The organism is Cohnella sp. SGD-V74 (genome assembly GCF_003001675.1).
In the GTDB taxonomy this organism is placed as follows: Bacteria; Bacillota; Bacilli; order Paenibacillales; family Paenibacillaceae; genus Cohnella.
Window position 1 is genome coordinate 250,760 of record NZ_PVYW01000005.1, and the last position, 20,527, is coordinate 271,286.

Annotated in this window: 17 protein-coding genes; 11 read left to right on the top strand and 6 right to left on the bottom strand. The window is 58.5% G+C overall.

All coding sequences use genetic code 11. The features are described from left to right. Positions 1-77 precede the first annotated feature (77 nt). The gene (locus tag B0G52_RS10300) at positions 78-803 is read right to left on the bottom strand and encodes a C40 family peptidase (RefSeq protein ID WP_369827035.1); all 726 of its coding nucleotides are present in this window, start codon (positions 801-803) and stop codon (positions 78-80) included. Between the two features lie 332 nt (positions 804-1,135). Here B0G52_RS10300 and B0G52_RS10305 point away from each other — a divergent pair, with 332 nt between their 5' ends. The 7 genes from B0G52_RS10305 to B0G52_RS10335 all read left to right on the top strand — a co-directional run bounded on the left by B0G52_RS10305 (position 1,136) and on the right by B0G52_RS10335 (position 8,035). Beyond that, a complete protein-coding gene (locus B0G52_RS10305; protein WP_094043819.1) occupies positions 1,136-3,082 on the top strand; it encodes an ATP-dependent DNA helicase in 1,947 nt (648 codons plus the stop codon). A 100-nt stretch (positions 3,083-3,182) separates the two neighbouring features. Next, positions 3,183-3,725 (top strand): NADPH-dependent FMN reductase, encoded by a 543-nt coding sequence (locus tag B0G52_RS10310; protein WP_094044058.1) that lies wholly within the window; start codon positions 3,183-3,185, stop codon positions 3,723-3,725. Between the two features lie 260 nt (positions 3,726-3,985). After that, entirely contained in the window at positions 3,986-4,447 is a 462-nt protein-coding gene (locus tag B0G52_RS10315; protein WP_094043821.1) for a MarR family winged helix-turn-helix transcriptional regulator, read from the top strand. Beyond that, a complete protein-coding gene (locus tag B0G52_RS10320) occupies positions 4,434-5,912 on the top strand; it encodes a DHA2 family efflux MFS transporter permease subunit (protein ID WP_094043823.1) in 1,479 nt (492 codons plus the stop codon). Before B0G52_RS10315 ends, B0G52_RS10320 begins: the two co-directional genes overlap by 14 nt. Positions 5,913-6,037: 125 nt before the next feature. Next, on the top strand, positions 6,038-6,955 hold the full coding sequence (locus tag B0G52_RS10325) for a glycerophosphodiester phosphodiesterase (protein WP_233162538.1): 918 nt from the start codon (positions 6,038-6,040) through the stop codon (positions 6,953-6,955). Positions 6,956-6,978: 23 nt separating this feature from the next. Continuing rightward, a complete protein-coding gene (locus B0G52_RS10330; RefSeq protein WP_369827043.1) occupies positions 6,979-7,725 on the top strand; it encodes an SDR family NAD(P)-dependent oxidoreductase in 747 nt (248 codons plus the stop codon). Between the two features lie 22 nt (positions 7,726-7,747). After that, positions 7,748-8,035 carry a YqkE family protein gene (locus B0G52_RS10335; RefSeq protein WP_094043827.1) on the top strand — a complete coding sequence of 96 codons (288 nt, stop codon included), beginning with the start codon at positions 7,748-7,750 and terminating at the stop codon, positions 8,033-8,035. A 10-nt stretch (positions 8,036-8,045) separates the two neighbouring features. Here the strand turns inward: B0G52_RS10335 and B0G52_RS10340 are convergent, their stop codons facing one another. After that, on the bottom strand, positions 8,046-8,240 hold the full coding sequence (locus tag B0G52_RS10340) for a uracil-DNA glycosylase (RefSeq protein WP_094043829.1): 195 nt from the start codon (positions 8,238-8,240) through the stop codon (positions 8,046-8,048). A gap of 77 nt (positions 8,241-8,317) precedes the next feature. On the opposite strand from B0G52_RS10340, the gene B0G52_RS10345 reads away from it, so the two are divergent. The 4 genes from B0G52_RS10345 to B0G52_RS10360 all read left to right on the top strand — a co-directional run bounded on the left by B0G52_RS10345 (position 8,318) and on the right by B0G52_RS10360 (position 14,957). After that, complete coding sequence (locus tag B0G52_RS10345) at positions 8,318-9,220, top strand: M15 family metallopeptidase (protein WP_198960620.1); 903 nt, start codon at positions 8,318-8,320, stop codon at positions 9,218-9,220. 72 nt (positions 9,221-9,292) lie between these two features. Then, complete coding sequence (locus tag B0G52_RS10350) at positions 9,293-9,811, top strand: GNAT family N-acetyltransferase (RefSeq protein ID WP_094043831.1); 519 nt, start codon at positions 9,293-9,295, stop codon at positions 9,809-9,811. Between the two features lie 69 nt (positions 9,812-9,880). Further along, a complete protein-coding gene (locus B0G52_RS10355) occupies positions 9,881-14,509 on the top strand; it encodes a DEAD/DEAH box helicase (RefSeq protein ID WP_233162540.1) in 4,629 nt (1,542 codons plus the stop codon). A gap of 19 nt (positions 14,510-14,528) precedes the next feature. Next, complete coding sequence (locus tag B0G52_RS10360) at positions 14,529-14,957, top strand: PH domain-containing protein (RefSeq protein WP_094043833.1); 429 nt, start codon at positions 14,529-14,531, stop codon at positions 14,955-14,957. Positions 14,958-15,615: 658 nt separating this feature from the next. On the opposite strand, the gene B0G52_RS10365 is transcribed toward B0G52_RS10360, so the two are convergent. From B0G52_RS10365 to B0G52_RS10380, 4 genes are all read right to left on the bottom strand, one after another. Further along, positions 15,616-16,257 carry a metal-dependent hydrolase gene (locus B0G52_RS10365; protein WP_094043835.1) on the bottom strand — a complete coding sequence of 214 codons (642 nt, stop codon included), beginning with the start codon at positions 16,255-16,257 and terminating at the stop codon, positions 15,616-15,618. A gap of 431 nt (positions 16,258-16,688) precedes the next feature. Beyond that, complete coding sequence (locus tag B0G52_RS10370; RefSeq protein WP_094043837.1) at positions 16,689-17,837, bottom strand: Ger(x)C family spore germination protein; 1,149 nt, start codon at positions 17,835-17,837, stop codon at positions 16,689-16,691. Further along, positions 17,834-19,312 (bottom strand): spore germination protein, encoded by a 1,479-nt coding sequence (locus B0G52_RS10375; RefSeq protein WP_094043839.1) that lies wholly within the window; start codon positions 19,310-19,312, stop codon positions 17,834-17,836. Before B0G52_RS10375 ends, B0G52_RS10370 begins: the two co-directional genes overlap by 4 nt. Then, a complete protein-coding gene (locus B0G52_RS10380; protein WP_233162542.1) occupies positions 19,309-20,403 on the bottom strand; it encodes an endospore germination permease in 1,095 nt (364 codons plus the stop codon). Before B0G52_RS10380 ends, B0G52_RS10375 begins: the two co-directional genes overlap by 4 nt. Between the last annotated feature and the right edge of the window lie 124 nt (positions 20,404-20,527).

Genomic DNA, 20,527 nt, shown 5'->3' on the forward strand with positions numbered 1-20,527 from the left:
GCATGCCGAACAATCCGCTTCCGGAGTTGCTCCGGAAGCGGATTGCAATTTGAGCGGGTATATGGCTTTGGGGACTCTTAGTCGTCGTCTCGATCGGACAGGTCGTGCGAAGGGCGTTTGTCCGGGAAGCGCTCGCCGCTCTTGTCGGAACCGTCGTTGCCGTTCGCGGCTCCGCCGTTCCCGCTATCCCCCGCCGCCGTATCGTTGCCGTCCGTCGCCTCATTACCCGTCTGGGATTGGCCGTTATCCGTCGTCGCATCCGCCGGAATGACGCGGCGCGCCGTCACGTACGTTTTATCCCAAGTGCTGCCTTCGAACTCGGAGATCGTGACGCCGATGCCGACTCTGTACGTGTGAAGAATTTTGCCGTCTCCGATATAGAGGCTGACGTGGTTGATGACGCCGTCCCGGTTCGTGTCGGAGAAGATCAGGTCGCCCGCCTGCAGCTGGCTCTTCGGAACGTATTCGCCGACTTGCGCTTGTTGTCGCGAAGAACGGGGAATACTGATTCCGTTCTGTTTGAAGATGTACTGGGTAAACGAAGAGCAATCGAACGCATCGGTGCGATTGGATTCGGCCCCGTACACATAGCGGATGCCCATGAACTTCTCTCCTGCGGCGATGACGTCGTCCGCGATCGAATGCGCCGCGCCGTTGGCGGCTGTCGTCTGAGCGGCGGCCGTCGCGGCATGGGCGGTATGGCCCTCCGCGAACATCGTTCCTGCGGAGAAAGCGATCGTCAGACCGAGCGTCGCGCCCAGCACAGCTTTGTTGAACTTATATTTAGCAATCGGATATTTCATGTTGAAATGCCCCCTTATGCGAAATAGATTGAATTTGGATCGGCGTTAACGCGTCCGATCTCGTCTGCAACCCACTTTACCACATCGTTTCGGCCCATCATTTTCTAGTAACAGGCGGAAAAAGCGGCTTTCAAGGGATTGGCGGCCTTTCTTATAAAACGATGAGAGTTTTCACATCCGGAAGCGCTTGACAACTGGCGGCGGATGGAGGTGGGCCACGGGTCGAGCAAGCGGACCGCACAACCGCGTCTCCCAGCCTCAATTCAACCTTTGCAATTGCCGGCCGAAAGTGTGATAATGTCTCGATAATAGTATGGTGGAGGCTTTATTCATTGAATCGTTATCCTTTTACAGTAGAGCCGGGCAGGCCGTATGTGCAGCAGGTTGGGGAGTGGGTCGCCGACGTCTTCTACGACGCGCTGCCGGAGGCCGGTTTTGAAGTTCGCGACGAACAGATTTACATGGCATTTCAATTGGAAAAAGCGTTCGCGGAGAAGCGGACGATATTTGCGGAAGCGGGCGTCGGAACCGGAAAGACGCTCGCTTATTTGCTGTACGCGGTCAGCTATGCCCGCTATCACCGGAAGCCGGCGGTCATCGCGTGCGCGGACGAGTCCCTGATCGAGCAGCTCGTCAAGCCGGAAGGGGATATCGCCAAGCTGACGAAGCATCTGGGCTTGTCGATCGACGCCCGATTGGCCAAGTCTCAGGATCGCTATCTGTGCCTGAACAAGCTCGACCAAGCAAGGACCGAGTACGAGGAGCCGGAGCTGTACCGCGAGCTGTACGAAGCGCTTCCGGCTTTCGTGCACAAGAGCGAAGGGCTGCAGGCGTTCCATGCGTACGGGGATCGCAAAATGTACCCCTATCTGAACGACCGCCAGTGGGACAAGATCAATTGGGACCCGTTCCAGGACTGCTTCGTCTGCGAGAAGCGGCACCGCTGCGGACAGACGCTGTCCCGCGAGCATTACCGCAAGTCGGCCGATCTGATCATTTGTTCTCACGATTTCTACATGGAGCACGTCTGGACTTACGAAGGCAGGAAGAGAGAAGGGCAGCTTCCGCTGCTCCCCGACCATTGCGCCGTCGTGTTCGACGAAGGCCACCTGCTGGAATCGGCGGCGCAGAAAGCGCTGACGTACCGGATCAAGCACGAGAACTTCGAGCAGCTCGTGACGCGGCTGCTGAAGAACGAGATCCGCGAGTCGCTGGCCGTGCGGATCGACGAAGCGATCGACGGAAGCGAAGAGCTGTTCCGGCTGCTGGATCGTTACAGCCGCGCCGTTCCCGGCTCAGACCGGCGCGAAGTCCGGCTCAACGGCGAGCTGTACGGGGCGGTCGCAAGGCTTCGAGCGACACTGGATGCCATAGAAGAAGACCTCGTGTTCGAGAGCGAGCTGTACAATCTCGACGGGTATCAGCTGCGGATCGTCGAGGAGCATCTGGAGATGATGCAGAAGGCGCTCGGACTGTTCCAGAGCTCTGGCTCGCTCATCTGCTGGGCGACCGACAGCCCGACCGGGCTGACGCTTGTCGTCATGCCTAAGGCGGTCAAGGAAGTGCTGCGCGAAGGCGTCTTCTCCCGCGCGATGCCGATCGTCTTCTCCTCCGCGACGCTGTCGGTGAACGGCAGCTTCGACTACTTGGCCGACGCGCTCGGAATCGACCGCTACTTGTCGTTCAGCGTGGCTTCTCCATACGAATACGAGGACAAGATGGAGGCGCTCTGTCCGCTCCAAGGCGGCGAATCGGGCTTCTCCGGCAAGATGGAGGCGGCTGTTCGCATGCTGCTCCGTACCGGGGGGAGGGCGCTTATGCTGTTCCCGTCCCGGGAGGAGCTGGCCGAATTTCAAGCCGCCGTTCCCGGCTGCGAGGCGATCTCGCACCTCGAATTCGCTTTCGAAGGGGAGGGCGAGATCAGCCGGCTCATCGCGGAATTCGAGGCGAACGAGACCAAGGTGCTGTGCGCCGTAACGCTGTGGGAAGGGCTGGACGTTCCGGGTCCGTCGCTGTCCAACGTCATCGTCTGGTCTCTGCCTTTTCCCCCGAACGATCCGGTATTCGCCGCCAAGCGTCTTGACGCCGAGTCCCCGTACGACGAAGTGGATTTGCCTTACATGCTGCTGCGTCTCAAGCAGGGAATCGGCCGGCTGATCCGTTCGCGGGACGATTCGGGCGTGGTGGCGATCGTCGCGGAGGAGCTGCGCATGGACTCCCGGCTCGCTGAGCTCGTGAACGATCTGCTGCCCGACGGGGTCGAGCTGCGGTTCGCTTAATCGACGCTCGGCGAAAATAAGGATTGTCTTTCGTGCCGGTGGTGCTAATATAAGGAAAGAAGGAACAAAAATCCTAATTAAAGGGGGTTGCGATCGAATGTTGAAAATCGCCGTACTAATCGGAAGTCTGAGACAGGGTTCCTACAACATGCAGTTGGCGCTCACGATGAAGGAACGCTACATTAACAAGATGGATCTGGAAATCGCGGACATTCGATCTCTTCCGTTCTTCGATCAAGACATCGAGCTGAATCCTCCCTATGAGGTCCAGACGCTGCTGCGCAAAATCGCGGCCGCGGACGGCGTGCTCATCGTCACGCCGGAATACAACTGGTCCGTCCCCGGCGTGCTCAAGAACGCGATTGATTGGCTGTCGCGCGTCGACAAAGTGCTGATCGGCAAGCCGGTTATGACGGCGGGCGTATCGCCCGGAATGATGGGAACGATTCGCGCCCAGCTTCATCTCAGGGAAATATTGGCAAGCCCCGGCATTCAGGCCAATCTGCTGCCGCCGGCGGGCAACGAGATCATCATCAGCTCGGCCGCCCTGAAGTTCGACGAAACGACGAATCGGCTCGTCGACGAATCGACGCTGCGCCATATCGACCGCGTCGTGGACAAGTTTATCGAGTTTGCCCGGTGACGGTTAACGGATAGCCGGACATTCAAGGAGTCTCTTTCGCTTTAGCGGGAGAGGCTCCTTTTTGCTATCCCGCCAGAATGCCTTGTAGAAGAAGGTTGAGCCGGAGCTGGAGCCGGCGTTGGCATCTTTATGATCATTTTTACATATGTAAACATTGACATACGAACAAAAAGGGCGTATTTTATTTCGTATGCGAAATATTCCTTTGCGAACTTTGCGACCTTATCCAAGAAAGGAGTAACCAGAAAGGAGAGTTCCCGTTGCATGAAACCGAGGGAATACAAACTATTTTCCAGTCGTTCCGCGAAGTCAACCAAGCGTTCCACCAGTCGATGACGGCGACGACGCAGCGGCTCGGCATTACCTCCATTCAGTATTTTGTCATGAAAATCGTCTCCGAGAACCCGGGGATCGGGCTGAATGAGCTCGCCGAGAAAATTTATTCCGTCACGAGCACGGCCAGCGGTATCGTGGAGAGAATGGTGCGGGCCGGCTGGCTGTCCCGCGAGCGGCCGCCGACGAACAGACGGTCGATTCGGCTCACGCTTACGCCCAAGGGAGAAGAGCTGTGGAGCAAAGTCAGCAAGCTGCGGCATTCGCAGCTGACGTCGGCATTTTCACAGATTTCCCCGGAAGACGTCCTGCATCTGCAGCGCATACACAAACAGATTGTGAACATCATACAGAGACAGAGAGAGGAAGAGAACCATGAGTACAAGTAATTTAAGGAGAGGTCCGATCGTCGCCGCGCTTATTATCGCCGCGTTCGTCGCGATCTTGTCGCAGACGCTGCTGAACGTGGCTTTGCCGGTCATGATGGAGGACCTGGGAATTAACGCCAACACGGTGCAATGGCTGTCCACGGGCTACCTGCTCGTGAATGGGGTGCTCGTGCCCGTCAGCGCCTATTTGATCGACCGGTTTACGACCAGAAAATTGTTTATGGCCGCCGTCGGATTGTTCACGCTAGGTACGATCATATGCGCAGTAGCGCCGAACTTCGAGTTCGTGCTGACCGGCCGTCTGATTCAAGCCGCCGGAGCGGGCATTCTGATGCCGCTCATGACGGTCATTTTCCTGACGATCTTCCCGATCCAGGAGCGCGGCAAAGCGATGGGGATGATGGGACTGGCGATGATCTTCGCCCCGGCGGTCGGTCCGACGCTGTCCGGCTGGATCGTCGAGCATTACGACTGGCGGGTGCTGTTCTACATCGTCCTGCCGATTTCGATCTTTTCGCTGATCTTCGGGGCGTTCTCGATGAAGAACGTCACCAAAAACTCGATGCCCAAGCTCGATATGCTGGGAATCATTTTCTCGACGCTTGGCTTCGGCGGACTTCTGTACGGCTTCAGCGACGCTGGGCAAGACGGATGGGGCAGCGCGCGCGTTATCGCCAGTCTGGTCGTCGGCGCCGTCTCGCTCGCTCTGTTCTTCTGGAGAGAGTGGACGATCGACAAGCCGATTCTCGAGTTCCGCGTGTTCAAGTACAATATGTTTTCCCTGACTACGGTCATTAACGTGATTATCACGATGTCGATGTTCTCCGGCATGATCCTGCTTCCGATTTATTTGCAGACGATTCGCGGCTTCTCGCCGATGGACGCGGGCCTGCTCCTGCTTCCCGGCGCCATCCTGATGGGCATCATGTCCCCGATTACCGGCATTATTTTCGATAAGATCGGAGCTCGTTGGCTGGCCGTCGTCGGCTTGCTCATCACGGTGTTCACGACTTACGAATTCAGCCAGTTGACGGCGGATACGACCTACACGCATCTGATCGTCATGTACTCGCTGCGGATGTTCGGCATGTCGATGCTGATGATGCCGATTCAGACCGCCGGCTTGAACCAACTGCCGCAAAGATTGAACTCGCACGGCTCGGCGATGTCGCAGACGCTGCGGAACGTTGCGGGCGCGCTCGGAACGGCGTTCCTCGTCACGATCATGTCGAATTCGGCCTCCAGCCGCGTTAAGGAGCTGATCGTCCAGAACAACGTCGATCCGACGAACCAGGCGGCCATGCTCGAGGTCACTCAGCAAGGAACGATCTACGGCATCAACTATTCGTTCATCATTGCGACCTGGATGACCGTGGCGGCGCTGGTGCTGGCCTTCTTCATCCGCAAAGTGAAGCCGCACGAGGAGCCGATCGCTTCCGCGCAGCTTCAGAAGCAAGCGAACTAATCGGGCGGCCCGCGAGGCAGCCGCGCAGTCAGGGCCGATTCCCGGGAGGGAATTGGCCCTGCTCTCTTTTAGCCGGCGTCCAAACATGGTAGTATCAAGGAACCGGACATCGCAGGGAGGCATCCATGTTCAAGAAGTTGCGAGAGCCAATGAAAATTTCCAGAGGGTACTTTTACGCGCTGCATCTGATGCTGCTGGCCGCTCTCGCGGGATCGATCTACTTTTTGTTCAGCCTCAGGCTCGACTTTCCGGGCCTCTTTCTGCCGGATGAGAAAATCATGACGATCGCCCATCGCGGCTCCTCCGGCTATGCGCCCGAAAGCACGCTCGCTTCCTATCGGCTGGGCGTCAAGATGAAGGCCGATTACATCGAGATCGACGTTCAGATGACGGCGGATGGGGAATTGATCGCGATGCACGACAAGACGGTCGACCGCACGACGAACGGCACGGGCCGGGTGAAGAGCATGACGCTGGCGCAGATCAAGACGCTCGACGCGGGCTCGTGGTTCAACGAGAAGCATCCGATCTATGCCAGGGACGACTATGCGAATGAGAAGGTTCCGACGCTTCGCGAAATTTTCGAGGCGTTCGGCAAGGACACCCGGTACATGCTGGAGACCAAAGATCCGGAAGATTACCCCGGCATGGAAGAGAAAATGTGGGCGCTCGTCGAGGAGTTCGATTTGCGCAAACATGTGGCGGTCCAATCGTTCAGCGAGATCAGCCTGAAGAAGATCCGAGAGTGGGACAAGGACGTGCCGTTATTCCAGCTGCTCTGGTACAATCGGCCCGCGCGGATCTCCGAACGGACACTGACCGAGATCGGGGCTTACGCGAACGGTATCGGAGCGAATTATTTGAGAATCGACGAGAGTTACGTGGATAAAGTCAAAGAGGCGGGGTTGCTCATCTACCCGTATACGGTCAACTATCAAGTCAATATGGAGAACGCGGTAAAATGGGGAGTCGACGGCGTCCATACGGACTTTCCCGACCGTTTGCTCGAAGTGATCGAAGAGTTGGACGACCCGGAGGCCTGACGAGGAGGGCGGAACGAATGAGCATGCAGGAAGACGGCCGCGCGGCGGTCATAACGGGAGCGGGCTCCGGCATCGGCCGGGCAATCGCGCTCGGTTACGCGCGCATCGGCGTCCGCGCGGCGCTGATCGACCGCAATGAAGCGGCGCTGGGCGAGACGGCGGCGCTTGTCCGCGAAGCCGGCGGTTTCTCCAAGGAGTACGTACTCGATCTGAGCGATGGGGGAGCCATTCCCCCGACGATCGAACGAATCGCCGCCGACTTCGGACGGATCGATATTCTCGTTAACAACGCGGGGCTGGGCATCGGCAAATCGCCGTACGATCTGGAGCTCGATGAGTGGGATTACGTGCTGAACACGAATTTGCGCGGAACGTTCCTCTGCTCGCGCGAATGCGCGAAGAGCATGAGGGCTGGCGGCGGAGGCGCGATCGTGAACATTGCTTCGACCCGCGCCTTCATGTCCGAGCCCCATTCGGAGGCGTATGCGGCTTCCAAGGGAGGCATCTTGTCGCTGACCCACGCGCTGGCCGCTTCGCTAGGCCCGGACAAGATCACGGTTAACGCGATCAGCCCGGGATGGATCGAAACCGGCGATTACGGCAAGCTGACAGAGGCCGACCACGCCCAGCATCTATCCGGAAGGGTCGGCCGGCCGGAGGATATCGTGCGGGCCTGCCTGTATTTGACCGACCTCGGCAACGATTTCGTTACCGGAACGAATATGACGATCGACGGCGGCATGACGAGGAAAATGATTTACGTCGAATGATCGCGGCAAGGAGGAATGGCGGATGGCCAAAGGGAAAAAGCGGCACGCGGGGCACCAGGCTTCAAGAGCCCATGGAGCTCCCCAAGAGCAGGGCGGCGAGAAGCCGGTGACGCTGAAGGACATGCTCGGGGCGGATACGCTGGCCAAGCTGAAGCAGCAGGCGGAGACGCTTAAGCAGGAGGAAGCGAAGCTTAAGGAAGCGAAGCGTCAAGAAGCCGAAGCGGCCAAGGAGGCCGAGCGGAAGAGGCGCGAGCAGGATTTCGAATATTTGCTGAACGAGTCCTCGCTCGATTGGAAGAAATATAAGTAGCATACACGCCCTAGGGGCGGTCCTTGGCTTTCAGGGGCTTCGGCTCGAAGCTCATGCACGGCTTGCCCGAGGAATACAGCACCGTGAGGCTGGGCATCGCAGGAGATTTGAAGCCGAACGACCGGCAGCCTCTCGGGAAGTTCGGATCCCATGTAATATAGTAGTGACGGCATTTCGTACAGTCGACGCGACGGGGTTCGGACAACGGACTCCCTCCGTTTCTCTGGTCTACTACGATTATAACTGCGAGAACGGCCATCGGTCGAGAGAGGAGGAGGAGCTATGCCGATTCGCATACGAAGACGAGCCGGGTGGATGGCGGCGCTTGGTCTGGCGCTGCTTCTGGCCGCCTGCGGGAGCGCGGGCTCCGGCGGGGGAAGCGCTTCGTCGGCTTCGCAAGCATTGGGCGGGCAAGGGGAAACGGCTCCTTCTGCCGGTATCCCGGGCGCTCAGGAGGGGGATGCGGAGTCAGCTCCTTCTGCCGGTATCCCGGGGGCTCAGGGAGAGGATGCGGACGATGGAGCGGGACAAGGTATTCCTTCTTCAGATCCGGTATCCGTTGAGAGACGAGGGGAATTGCCCAAAGGATTCGTCTATCTGGACGAGCTGATTCCGGACGCCCTGTTCGAGATTCGGTACGCATCGGATTACAACTTCGTCGGAGCGGTCATCGACGGCTACAAAGCGCCGCTCGCGATAATGACCGAAGAGGCGGCGCAAGCGCTGAAAAAGGTGAACGAAGAGCTGAAGCAGTCCGGATACGTGCTGCTCGTCTACGACGCCTACCGGCCAACGAAGGCGGTGGACCATTTTAAGCGCTGGGCGCAAGATATGTCGGATACATCGATGAAAGACGCGTTCTATCCGAACGTCGACAAGTCGCAAGTGTTCAAGCTCGGATACGTAGCTTCGAAATCGGGCCATTCCCGGGGTAGCACCGTCGACTTGACGATCGCGGACGCGGCGACCGGAATTCCGGCGGACATGGGCAGTCCTTATGATTTTTTCGGGGATGTGTCCGGCCACGGAACGAAGGAGATCACGCCCGAGCAGACCGCCAATCGCGAGCTTCTGAAGAACGCTATGGTGAAGCACGGCTTTAAACCGTATAATAAAGAGTGGTGGCACTATACGCTGAAGGACGAACCGCACCCCAAGAAGTATTTCGATTTTGACGTCGAATAACATTGTGGGCGGGTTTATCCTTCTGCTGCGCGGGAATTCTAATTCTAGTTCTAGACGATCGGGAGGCGTGATATGTCCATTTTTACAAGCGTTGAACGGGCGGAACCGGAAGACACGACAGAAATTATGCGCTTGCTGGTGAATACGGCGGAGTGGCTGCTGAGAAAAGGCTCCACCCAATGGAACGCCCTGCTGCGGGGAGAGGACTCCCACAATACGCCCGAGGCGGTTAACCGCGGGGAAGTGTACATTTTCAGAAACGACAGCGATATCGCGGGAATGGTCATTCTGATGGAGGAGCCCAATGCGTGGGATCGCCATCTGTGGGGCCAGAAGGCTGGCGACGGGTCGGCTATCTATTTGCACCGTTTGGCCGTCAACCGCAAATACGCGGGACGGGACGTCGGCAGACAGATTATGCTATGGGCCGAGAAGGCCGTTCCGGAACAGTTACATAAGAGGATCATCCGACTGGACTGCCTGGCTGCCATTCCGGCGCTTAACGATTTTTATCGCAATTTGAACTACGAGTTCGTGGGAGAAGGCGTCAACTCCGCGGGAACCTACAGCAAGTACGAGAAAAGAGTATAAGAAACGGACACTCCCGACCGCGGCAGGATTAAATGCGGCCGGGACGTTTTTTTAAGGAGGGCGTGGCGGTTGGCGGGCATTAAGGCGAAAATTCCGTTTCATCCTTTGCTTTCCGGCTGGTTCTCGGATGCGTTCGGAGAGCCGACCGACGTGCAGAAGCATGCATGGCAGGCTATCGTGGAAGGCCGGCACACGCTGATCGCGGCGCCGACCGGCTCGGGCAAGACGCTGGCCGCGCTGCTGCCTTGTCTCGACCGGGTCGTGCGCGACAAGTCGCAATCGTCCCGGAAGGAACCTGCGGCATCAGGCGTCCGTATTTTATATATTACGCCGCTTAAAGCGCTCAACAACGACATCCATCACCATGCGCTCGGATTCGTTGAACAGCTTCAGGCGCGGGCTGAAGCGAGCGGGACGGAGTGGCCCGGCATTCGCAGCGAAGTGCGCACCGGCGATACGAGCGCAAGCAAGCGCGCCGCCATTCTAAGAAGACCGCCGGAATTGCTCGTAACGACGCCCGAATCTCTCTACCTGATGCTGACGTCCGACAAGGGGAGGTCGATTCTGGCGACGGTCGAGCAGGTCATCGTCGACGAGATCCACGACGTCGCGGCGGACAAGCGGGGCGCTCATCTCTCGCTGTCGCTGGAACGGCTGGAACGGCTTCGCGGCCGACCGATACAGCGTATCGGAGTGTCCGCGACCCAGAATCCGCTGGAGCGGGTTGCGAGATTTCTGGGCGGTTGGGAGCAAGCTTTGCCGAATGAAGCTTATGCATCCGATGGGGCAGGCATTCTGAATGGCAACCGAGCCGAGGGTCAAGCACAGGATGGACTAGACGCTGAAACCGGGAGAGGAGCGACTGGCGAAACTGTCAGCCAAATCGGGGGGGAGGCGTCTGGCGGAACTGTCAGCCAGACCGGAATTCAAGCCGCGGGACAAGCTCTTGAAGCCGCTGCGCGAGAAGGGGAGATGAGGCCCCGTCCGGTGGCGATCGTGGAGAGCCGGATGAGCAAGCGAATGAGCGTGTCGATTACGATGCCCGATCAGAGCTTGCCGGCAGCGACCCGGGAGGCGGTCTGGCAGCCGCTGCTCGAACGCATCATGAAAGCGATGGAGGGCAGCCGTTCGGTACTGCTGTTCGTCAACAGCCGAAGGCTGTGCGAGCGGTTGTGCTTGCGGCTTAACGATTTCGTAGGCTTCGAGATGGCCCGTTCCCACCACGGCAGCATATCGCGGGAGCGAAGGCTTGAAGTCGAGTCGATGCTCAAGGAGGGGAGCTTGCGCTGCATCGTGGCGACTTCTTCCCTGGAGCTCGGCATCGACGTCGGCCATATCGATCTGGTCATTCAGATCGATTCTCCGCTGGAGGCTTCCAGCGGCATTCAGCGTATCGGCCGGGCCGGACATGCCGTCGGAGAGGCGAGCCGCGGCCTGCTGCTGGCGAGGCAGAAGTCGGTGCTGCCGGAGCTGGCCGTGCTCGGCAGGCTGATCGCCCGCCGCGAGATTGAAGAGATCCGCATTCCCGAAGCGCCGCTCGACGTGCTCACTCAGCACATCGTCGCGATGGTTGCGGTCGAAGATTGGGAGCTTGGCGACCTGCTCGATGTCATTCGGCGCAGCGACAGCTACAGGGATTATCCGCGGCATCGGCTGGAGAGCGCGCTTCAGGTGCTGTCGGGCTATTATCCGTTCGCGAGGCCGCTGCTCGATTGGGAGCGCGCTTCGAACCGGCTGAGGAAGAGAAGCAATACGGCTATGGCGGCGATTACCGGAGTCGGCACGATTCCGCAGAGCGGCAATTATCCGGTGCACCATCTCGACAGCCGGGCCCATCTCGGAGAACTCGACGAGGAGTTCATCCAGGAGAGCCAGATCGGCGACGTTTTTCAGCTTGGGACGAGCTCCTGGATGATCCGGGAAATTCGCAACGACCGCGTGTATGTCGCCGAAGCCGGCAACCGGTTCAGCGAAATCCCGTTCTGGCGCAACGAAGCGGGCAGCCGTCCCTACGAGCTTGGCTTGAAGGTCGGCGTCTTCATTCGCGAGCTGGCGGATTTGCTGGAGCTGCGGGACGAGGCAGATCTGCAGGATCAGGCGATCGAGGACACAGCCTGCGAATGGCTTCGCGAGCATTACGGGATGGATCGCACCTCAGCCGAGCAGCTCATTGATCTCCTTCGCTCGCAGCATCGCTTCTGCTCGCTGCCGACCGACCGGCAGATCGTGATCGAGCATTACCGCGACGTCATGAACCAGACGCATGTCATCGTGCACAGTCTGTTCGGAAGGACGGTCAACCGCGCTTGGCTGCTGGCGATCAAGAGGCAGTTCGAGCAGCTTCTGCCCTATCGCCTGTACGGCAATGCGAAGGACAACGGCATCGAATTCGTGCTGCCCGAATGGGATTCCTCCTGGCTGCAAGCGATTCGTCAAGTGACCCCGGGCAACGTCGAACTGCTGCTGACAGAAGCCGTAACCGGTTCTCCTTTGCTCGGCAGCGCGTTCCGCAAAATCGCAGAAAACAGTCTGCTGCTATCGCGCAGCTTCACCCGTACGCCGCTGTGGCAGAAACGGCTGCGCAGCGAAGAGCTGCTGAGGAGTTCTCTTCCTTACGCCGAGAGCTTTCCGTACTTGCGCGAGGCGATGTCCGAGTGTCTGAACGAACATCTGCGCATCGATCAGCTGAGGGAGCTGCTGGAGAAGCTTGTATCGGGAGAGATTGGAATCGTCGTGAAGGAGACCGCTTATCCATCTCCGCTCGCGGCCCAGTTCATCGCCGATTACGTATCGATGCAAGTGTACGAAGGGGACGGACTCGACGAGTCGACCCGTCTGCGGCTTCTGAGCATCAGCAAAGAGATGGCGTCGCAAATTTTCGACGAGAGCGTTATCGGTCAAGCGGTCAGCCCCGAGGTCATCGAAGCCGAGAAAAGCAGGCTGAGCGATCCGGATCAGGCGCCGACGGACGCTGCGGGTCTGGCGGCTCTGCTCAAGCTCAGGGGGGACCTGACCTCCAAGGAGATCGTACGGTTGGCGGGAGAAGAAGGCTTGAGCTGGCTGGGTCAATTGCAGGAGCAACGAAAGGTGTCGGCGATCGACCTGTCCGGGGATGGGGAATACCGCTGGATCGCCGCGGACGAGGCAGATACGTACGAGGCTTTTCCGGAGACGCCGGAATCGGTTCTGTTCGTGCTGGGAAGATACGCCGATCATGTCATCTCCTTCACGGAAGCGGAATTGTGCGATCGTTATCCTTCTCTCTCGCTTCCGAAAGCCAGGGAAGCGGTCGAGGCGCTGCTGGGCAATGGATTAATAGAACGAGCGCCCCACGCCGCCAGCGAGGAAGAACGGCTGTGGACGAGCTCGAAGGTCGCCTCCCGGCTCGTCCGGCTCTCGATTCGCAACGCCCGCAGCAAAGCCGAGCCGATCGAGCCGGCGAAATGGTGCGGGCAGATCGCGCTGCGCCAATATGCTTGGCAAGGAACGCAGCTGCAGGGAAGCGAAGGGCTGCTTGCGGTGCTGGGGCGGCTGCAAGGGCTGTTTCTTCCCCTTTCGCATTGGGAGACGATCGTGCTTCCGATTCGCGTAGCCTCTTATCGCAAAGAGTACCTTGATCTGTTATGCGCTTCGGGAGATGTGATCTGGATCGGGCGCAAGGATGAGGGCGACAAGGAAGGGAAGGTGGCGTTTTTCCTCGCCGAGTCGAAGCCTCTCTACTCCGCGTTTCTTGAGGAGGCGGCCGCCAAGCCGTCCAAGCATCCCGAGCTGCTGCGCCGCATCGAACAGGGGGGCGCGAGCTTCCTTACAAGGCTCAGCCGGGAGGAGGGCAAGGCTCCTTCGGAGCTGCTGCCCGATCTGGTCGATTTGGCGTGGGAAGGACGCGTGTCCAACGATCAGTTCGCTCCGCTGCGGCTGCAGATCGGGACGGTCAAGCCGAAGCAATGGGAGAGAGCGGGATCGGGTCAAGGGCGGTGGTACGCGACAAGCTCGTTGATCGGCAATGAAGAGGACCGAACTTCTTCCGCCGTCAGCCCGGAGGTTCAGGGCAAACCCGCCGAACAGGAACAATCGCCCGTGCTCGTATGGGCGCACCATCTCCTGAACGTCTACGGACTGATTAACAAGGAGTTGGTGGCGAAAACGGCTCCATACTCGTGGGACCTGTTTTATCCGACGCTTAAGAGATTGGAGGAATGGGGGGCGCTGACGCGGGGCTCGTTCGTCAAAGGCGCTTCCACGCTGCAGTTCACGACGCGCGAACTGAGCGATTCCATTCGTCAGCCGCTGCCGGACTCCGCCGAGCCCGGGCTGTCGGTATTGTCGTCGGCGGACCCCGCGAATCCGTTCGGTCTGCTCATGGATTGGCCGGGCGAGGGGAACGGAGCGAGCTATTCGCGCAAGCCGGGCAACTTCCTCGTCATGCAGGGGGACCGTTGGCTGTTCTGGATCGAAAACAACGGGAAGAGAGCGTTCGAGGCACCACGTGACGGAGAGTTGCCGGGAGAGATGGATGTCGAGAGGAAGGCGGCTCTGCTGCTGTATGCTTTCCAGGCGGTCATCCGCAGCCGCAAGTTGGTGAAGATCAAAGTAGACAGTTGGGCCGGCCGGCCGATTCTGGAGACGGAGATCGGACAACGCCTTGCCGCTTTAGGGGGAGAGCGGGACATGCGTTCGCTCGTGTTCTGGTCGCAATAGCGTTCAGGCGAGGGAGCGGTTGGGGGAAGCCAAGACGGCTCGCATCGTGTACAATAAAATGGAGCGTTCATCCAAATTCATGGGAGAGATGGCCTTGCTGAACGAAAGCGTGCTATGGGAAGGGAAGCCTTTCAACTTCGGTTTTCCCAGCTTTACGCATTATAAGATCACCGAGCGCAGAATTATCGTGGAGAAGGGGATCTTCACGAAGCGCCGCGAAGAAATCCAACTGTACCGCATCAGGGACATTACCTTAAAGCGCAACCTGCTCGAGAGAATGCTGAAAATCGGGGACATCACCGTCCTTTCCACGGACACGACCGCGCCGAGTTATTTGCTGCGCAACGTACGGGACAGCGTCAGAGTATCCGATCTGTTGGGCCAGGCCGCAGAGAGCGCGCGCTTGAAATACAGGGCTCAAGAGCTCACCGAAATCCAAATCCAGTAAAAATGCAGGCGGCTGCCCATCTCATCGGAAGATGATCGGGGCAGCCGCTGTTTTATGCACACTGGTTTGTCCGTTTCATGCTGCTATCGGCGCAATACGCGCCCGCACGGTACTAAGCCGGTGTTCGGCCCGAGGCAAGTGGGATAAGCACGCCGCACGGTACTAAAGCCGGCGTCCGGCACTGGGCAGGCGAGATAAGCGCGCCGCACGGTACTAAAGCCGGCGTCCGGCCCGGGGCAGGAGTGATAAGCGCGCCGCACGGTACTAAAGCCGGCGTCCGGCCCGGGGCAGGAGTGATAAGCGCGCCGCACGGTACTAAAGCCGGCGTCCGGCCCGAGGCAGGTAGGATAAGCACGCCGCACGGTACTAAAGTCGGCGTCCGGCCCGAGGCAAGTGGGATAAGCACGCCGCACGGTACTAAAGCCGGCGTCCGGCTCGAGGCAGGAGTGATAAGCGCGTCACACGGTACTAAAGCTGGCGTCCGGCCCAGGGCAGACGAGATAAGCGCGCCGCGCGGTACTAAAGCCGGCGTCCGGCCCGGGGCAGACGAGATAAGCGCGCCGCGCGGTACTAAAGCCAGCGTCCGGCTCGGGGCGAATGTGATAAGCGCGCTCCGCGGCACTAGCCGATGCCTCCAACGCCCCGCCTCCCGCAAGTTCTAGTGCAGCTTGATCGATTTCTTGTACAGCGGGTAGAGCCACTTGACGCCGCTTGGGGTCATCGTATCCGCGAGCAGGTGCGAGGCGTAGCCCGCCACCGCGACGGCGGTGACGCCGTCGATGCCCGACTGCTGCTCCAATCCCCAGCCGATCGCTCCCCAGCCGATCAGTGCCCATAGCGTATGGGTCATTCCCCGATGCTTCAGCCACGGAACCCAGACGACAAATGCGCCAAGGCCCACAAGCCACGTGTAGCCTTTTGACGCCCCGTAGTAGAGCAAAACGCCGCCGACCAAGCTGACGAGCGCGTTCCGGATCGCTCCTTGTCTGGCCACGAGGCCGAGGAGGAGGGCCGATACCGCGCAAGCGGCGTATGCAGGATCGAATCGGCCCGGAACGACGAGCTGGTACGCCAGTCCGGCGATGAGCAGCAGCCCGGCGCCGAGCATGGCGTTCCTCAACCATTTGGAGAGCTTGGATATTTTCCGGCTGAGAATGCTTGGGCCGTCAAGATCCGCGCTCAAGGCGGATAGTCCGGCAACGGACATGTACAGAGCGGCGTTGTTCAGACTAAAAGGATAATAAGCGCAGGCCACCGCGCCGATCGCGCAGCCGATGGCCAAATGTGTCGTCCCCTTCATTCGTTCCTCCGCTGATTGATCTTGTTGTAAGCCTATGCCGAATAGCTCGCCATACGCCTGGGCAAACATATGTTTGCCTGCCTATTATACAAGCTTGCCAAGCTCCCCGCAACCCAAGGGACGCGCAACGCAGACAAAGACGACGTTCGATGAGAATCGAACGTCGCCTTAACGAATCCCCGCGGCAGTTTTGCCGCCGTCCTGTACCGCTCAGACTAATCTTCCCCTGCAATTTGGCCGATCCGAACGTCGCGCCCAGAGGAATCTTCCTCTGTATTTGGCCGATCCGAACGTCGCGCCCAGAGGAATCTTCCCCTGCATTTGGCCGATCCGAACGTCGCGCTCAGAGGAATCTTCCCCTGCATTTGGCCGATCCGAACGTCGCGCTCAGAGGAATCTTCCTTTGTATTTGGCCGATCCGAACGTCCCGCTCAGCGGAATCTTCCCTTATACTTGCCCGTGTTGCGAATGTCGATTTTGACGATGATTTTGCGGATGCACTCGTCGGACAGGAGCGGCTGATTGCCTTTGCGCAGCGCGTGCCATTGCTTCGGATGGTCGCGATACAGCGTCTCCTCCAGCTTGAGTACGTCAACCTGCTTGGCCAGTCCGTTGCGGAAGCTCATCATAATCTCGTCGCGCACGACTTCCGCGCCAAGCCGCTCGAGCTCTTCCGTGCTCACGTTCTCGTTCAGTTCGTCCACGGTCGCGTCCAGCTTCAGGCTCAGATCGAACACGGCTCGCCCGTTCTGGACCTCGCTCTGGACGTAGTAGCTCGGATTGATGAGCACGAGGGACGCTTTCGGTTTGCCTTCCGCCGGCACCCGGATCAGCGAACGCTTCAGCTCCTTCTGCGTCCACCTCGTTCCGGCAAGCTCATCCTCCGACAGCCAGGCGGTCGCTTGCTGATCCTTGAAGAAGAAGGCGCCGTCGATCGTCAGCATAGGCCGCGGCTTTTTGTCCTCTTTCCATACTTCCCGATTGATCGCGATCGACGGCAGCATGGCGGCTTCGGCCGGTTCCGTAATGTTGGCGATGACCCGGTTGCTCGTCTTCGGCACGATAAACGAGCGCTGCGCGAATGTTTGCTCCGGCGTGAACATGATCGTGTCGAGCGGAGACAGATTAAAAATCGACTTCTGCGTGAACAGGTCGGGCAGGCTTTCCTTCGTGCCGAATACGAGAATGTTGTAACGGATTTCTCCGAAACGGTTGGCCGCATTGTAAGCTTCCTCGACTCCCCTTCGCAGCATTCTCTCCGAGCACACGATCGTTTTGACATGTCCCCAGAAAATTCGCATTTGCGAGGTGGCGTAGATGGATGACAGCGACTCGCTGAGCGTGGCGCCTTCGCCTTTGCCGATCCATACCGGCAGAGCTTTGCCGATTTGCATCGTTTCGTTCCGGCCGACGTTGCCGAAGTTCAGAAATTGAACGTAAGTGATATATTTGTTGTTTTCGTAGTCGAGTCCGATTGCCGTGGCGTAGTCCATCGTCTGAATGTCCTTCGAGTTCCAGCAGCCGGTCAGCGACAGAAGGAGAAGCGCGGCAGCGGCTGACTTGCCCCATCTGCCGCTCATTTCTCGTCACCGTGGTGGTCGGGATCGATCGGATTAATGGCGCCCGGCCGGGTTCTCATCCGCGTCCAAGGAATGCGCAAGTAAGAGGTAACCAAATCTTTCAGATTAAGCGGCGACAACGGCGACAGATACGGTACCCCGAACGAGTGCAATCTCGACAAGTAGGCGATGAACAGAATCAGACACAGGATCAAGCCGTACATTCCGATGAACGACGAGACGAGAAAAATACCCAGGCGGATGACGCTGACGATGGTGCTGAGCGACTGGTTGACGAGCGTAACGGAAGTGACTGCGGTAATCGCGCCTACGACGACGACGGAAGGGGAGACAAGTCCGGCCCGGATCGAGGCGTCGCCGATAACGAGACCGCCTACGACCGTCAACGTTTGTCCGATTGAGCTGGGAAGCCGCACGCCCGCCTCGCGGAAGATTTCGATCAGCATAAGCAGGATGAACATCTCGATCTGCGCCGACATCGGCAATCCGAGGCGCGCTCCGGCGATCGTCGCCATCATTCGAAAAGGAATCTGGTCCTGATGGAACGCGACCAGCGATACCCATAAGCCCGGCAGCGAGATGGAGAGGAACAGGCTGATATGCCGAACGACGCGGGCGAATGAAATATAGGTGTAATTGAAGTGGACGTCCTCCGGGGACTTCATCAGCAGCGACAAGCCCGCGGGACCGATCAGGACCATCGGAATGCCGTCCACGATCAGGATGAAACGACCGGCGAGCAGGCTGCTGACCACGTAGTCCGGTCTTCCGGTTATCGCGAAAGAAGGGAACACCGAATATTTGGAGTCGGCCATTTTCTCCTCCAACTGGTTAATGCTGTACAGTCCGTCGATATCGATCTTGCTGATCCGCTTATGCACTTCGCGCAAAATTTCCGGAGACAAAATGTCCTTGAAATAAATCAACCCGACCTTCGTCTTCGTCCTTCTGCCAAGCGTGAACGTCTCATAGTTCAAGCTGGGACTCCTTACCCGCTTGCGAATGAGCGCCATGTTCACGACGAGATCTTCCGTGAATCCGTCCTTGGGTCCCTTGATCGAGATTTCCGTATTGGATTCCTCGGGGGTGCGCTGCGGGCGATGGCAGATGTTCATTTTGTACATGCGCCCGCTATCCGTGAACAGCAGCAGCACGTCCCCCTGGAACAAATACTCGGCCAAGGTATCGTCCGATTCGTCGGGTTCCACGCCGATCAGAGGAAGTCCTCCGGAATAGCCCTGCGTCTTTATCGCGAAAGCCCCGCCCTGCGAATAAAACTGTTTCAGCTGAGGGAGGAGGACTTGCCCGAATTGAACCGTATCGCACAAGCCTTCCGCATAAACGAGCAGAACCTCGGAATCCGGCTGCTCCGTCAGCTTACAGGGCATAATCTGCACGTCCGCGGATTTGGCGAACAGCTCCTGCAAGGTCTCTTTATCCCACCTGGACGAGTTTTTCTGCGTTTTCCGCCTCATGCTGCTCCTCCTTTGGTCGGTTTGGCGAACCATGAAATGGACATCCAACAAACGGAAACGGCAAATCCCGTAATCAGCGAGATCGGGAAGTAATAGCGGTACATCCACAAATAGAAGGCGTACTCGTTGATCGGAAATACGGACAGAGCGACGTAGCTGAGCGCGATCAGCATAATGAATCGGTTCCGCAGCTCGTTCCGCTCGATTCGCAGCAGATCAAGCACGAGGAAAATGGACAGGCTGATTCGCACGCACGCGCCGGCCAGCCACTGGTAGATGGAGAAAAAATCGACGTGCTCCACGTAAGAGCCCAGCTTGACCAAGCGCCACTGCTCGTAAGGGGAGACCATCTGCTTCGCGGCTTCGCTGGGGCCGAATTCTGTAATCGCCCCGACCAGCGGCCCGATCATGATGTATACCATCAGCGCGCCGTACAGCATCAATTTCCACGCCTTGACCTTTTTTTTCAGATGCTGCTGCATGGCGATCAGGGCGACAAGCTCGATGAAGCCTCCTCCGGCGTAGATCATGCCCTGCAACACCGGATCGACTCCGAACTCCATATACGGCTTGAGCAGGTTGAAGTCTTTCTGCGGATAATTCGATATGCCCGCGAACGATCCCAGAATGATCACGAGCGGCAGCAGAATGCCGGACATGATCGCGATCACGCGGATGCCCCAGCTTGCATAGAGAGCGCACAATCCGGTTAAGATCACTGCCAGAACCACTTTGGGGGTCCCCGGAAGGTAGTTCGTAATCGTCCAAGTCGCCGAATGAATGACGGTCATCGCGCCGATGAGGTAGAGCTGAATTAAGAGCGGAATCGTCAGCGCCCAGGCGACAACCTGGTTCGTCTTCTCGGCAAGCCACGGCTGCAGCGCCCTCTGCCCGGATTTTCTCATAAACAAAGCAAGCAGCAGGCAATACGGCATGAACAGCAGACCGGCGGCGATGGCGGAGATCCATGAATCCCGTCCGGCCGCATCCAGAAGCATCGGATTGACGATGACGTGATTGGTCAGTCCGTTCGTCAGCATCAGAATCGTGCATGCCTGGAAAAAGTTGATCGTTCCGTTCGAAGCCTTCACTTCAAGACCACCTAAACAGTTGGTAATGTTTGCAACAAAGTTATTATGCGCGGAGGGGGCGCTTTCTATGACAGAGGTTGCCGCGGCTTCCAGACTGAGGCTTGCAGTCCGCCGATTATGAAAA

Excerpts from the sequence above, each read along its gene's own strand:
- B0G52_RS10300 (WP_369827035.1), bottom strand. The coding sequence starts at position 803 with ATGAAATATCCGATTGCTAAATATAAGTTCAACAAAGCTGTGCTGGGC.
- B0G52_RS10375 (WP_094043839.1), bottom strand. The coding sequence starts at position 19,312 with ATGAGGCGGAAAACGCAGAAAAACTCGTCCAGGTGGGATAAAGAGACC.
- B0G52_RS10350 (WP_094043831.1), top strand. The coding sequence starts at position 9,293 with ATGTCCATTTTTACAAGCGTTGAACGGGCGGAACCGGAAGACACGACA.
- B0G52_RS10365 (WP_094043835.1), bottom strand. The coding sequence starts at position 16,257 with ATGAAGGGGACGACACATTTGGCCATCGGCTGCGCGATCGGCGCGGTG.
- B0G52_RS10345 (WP_198960620.1), top strand. The coding sequence starts at position 8,318 with ATGCCGATTCGCATACGAAGACGAGCCGGGTGGATGGCGGCGCTTGGT.
- B0G52_RS10320 (WP_094043823.1), top strand. The coding sequence starts at position 4,434 with ATGAGTACAAGTAATTTAAGGAGAGGTCCGATCGTCGCCGCGCTTATT.
- B0G52_RS10335 (WP_094043827.1), top strand. The coding sequence starts at position 7,748 with ATGGCCAAAGGGAAAAAGCGGCACGCGGGGCACCAGGCTTCAAGAGCC.
- B0G52_RS10325 (WP_233162538.1), top strand. The coding sequence starts at position 6,038 with ATGTTCAAGAAGTTGCGAGAGCCAATGAAAATTTCCAGAGGGTACTTT.
- B0G52_RS10370 (WP_094043837.1), bottom strand. The coding sequence starts at position 17,837 with ATGAGCGGCAGATGGGGCAAGTCAGCCGCTGCCGCGCTTCTCCTTCTG.
- B0G52_RS10330 (WP_369827043.1), top strand. The coding sequence starts at position 6,979 with ATGCAGGAAGACGGCCGCGCGGCGGTCATAACGGGAGCGGGCTCCGGC.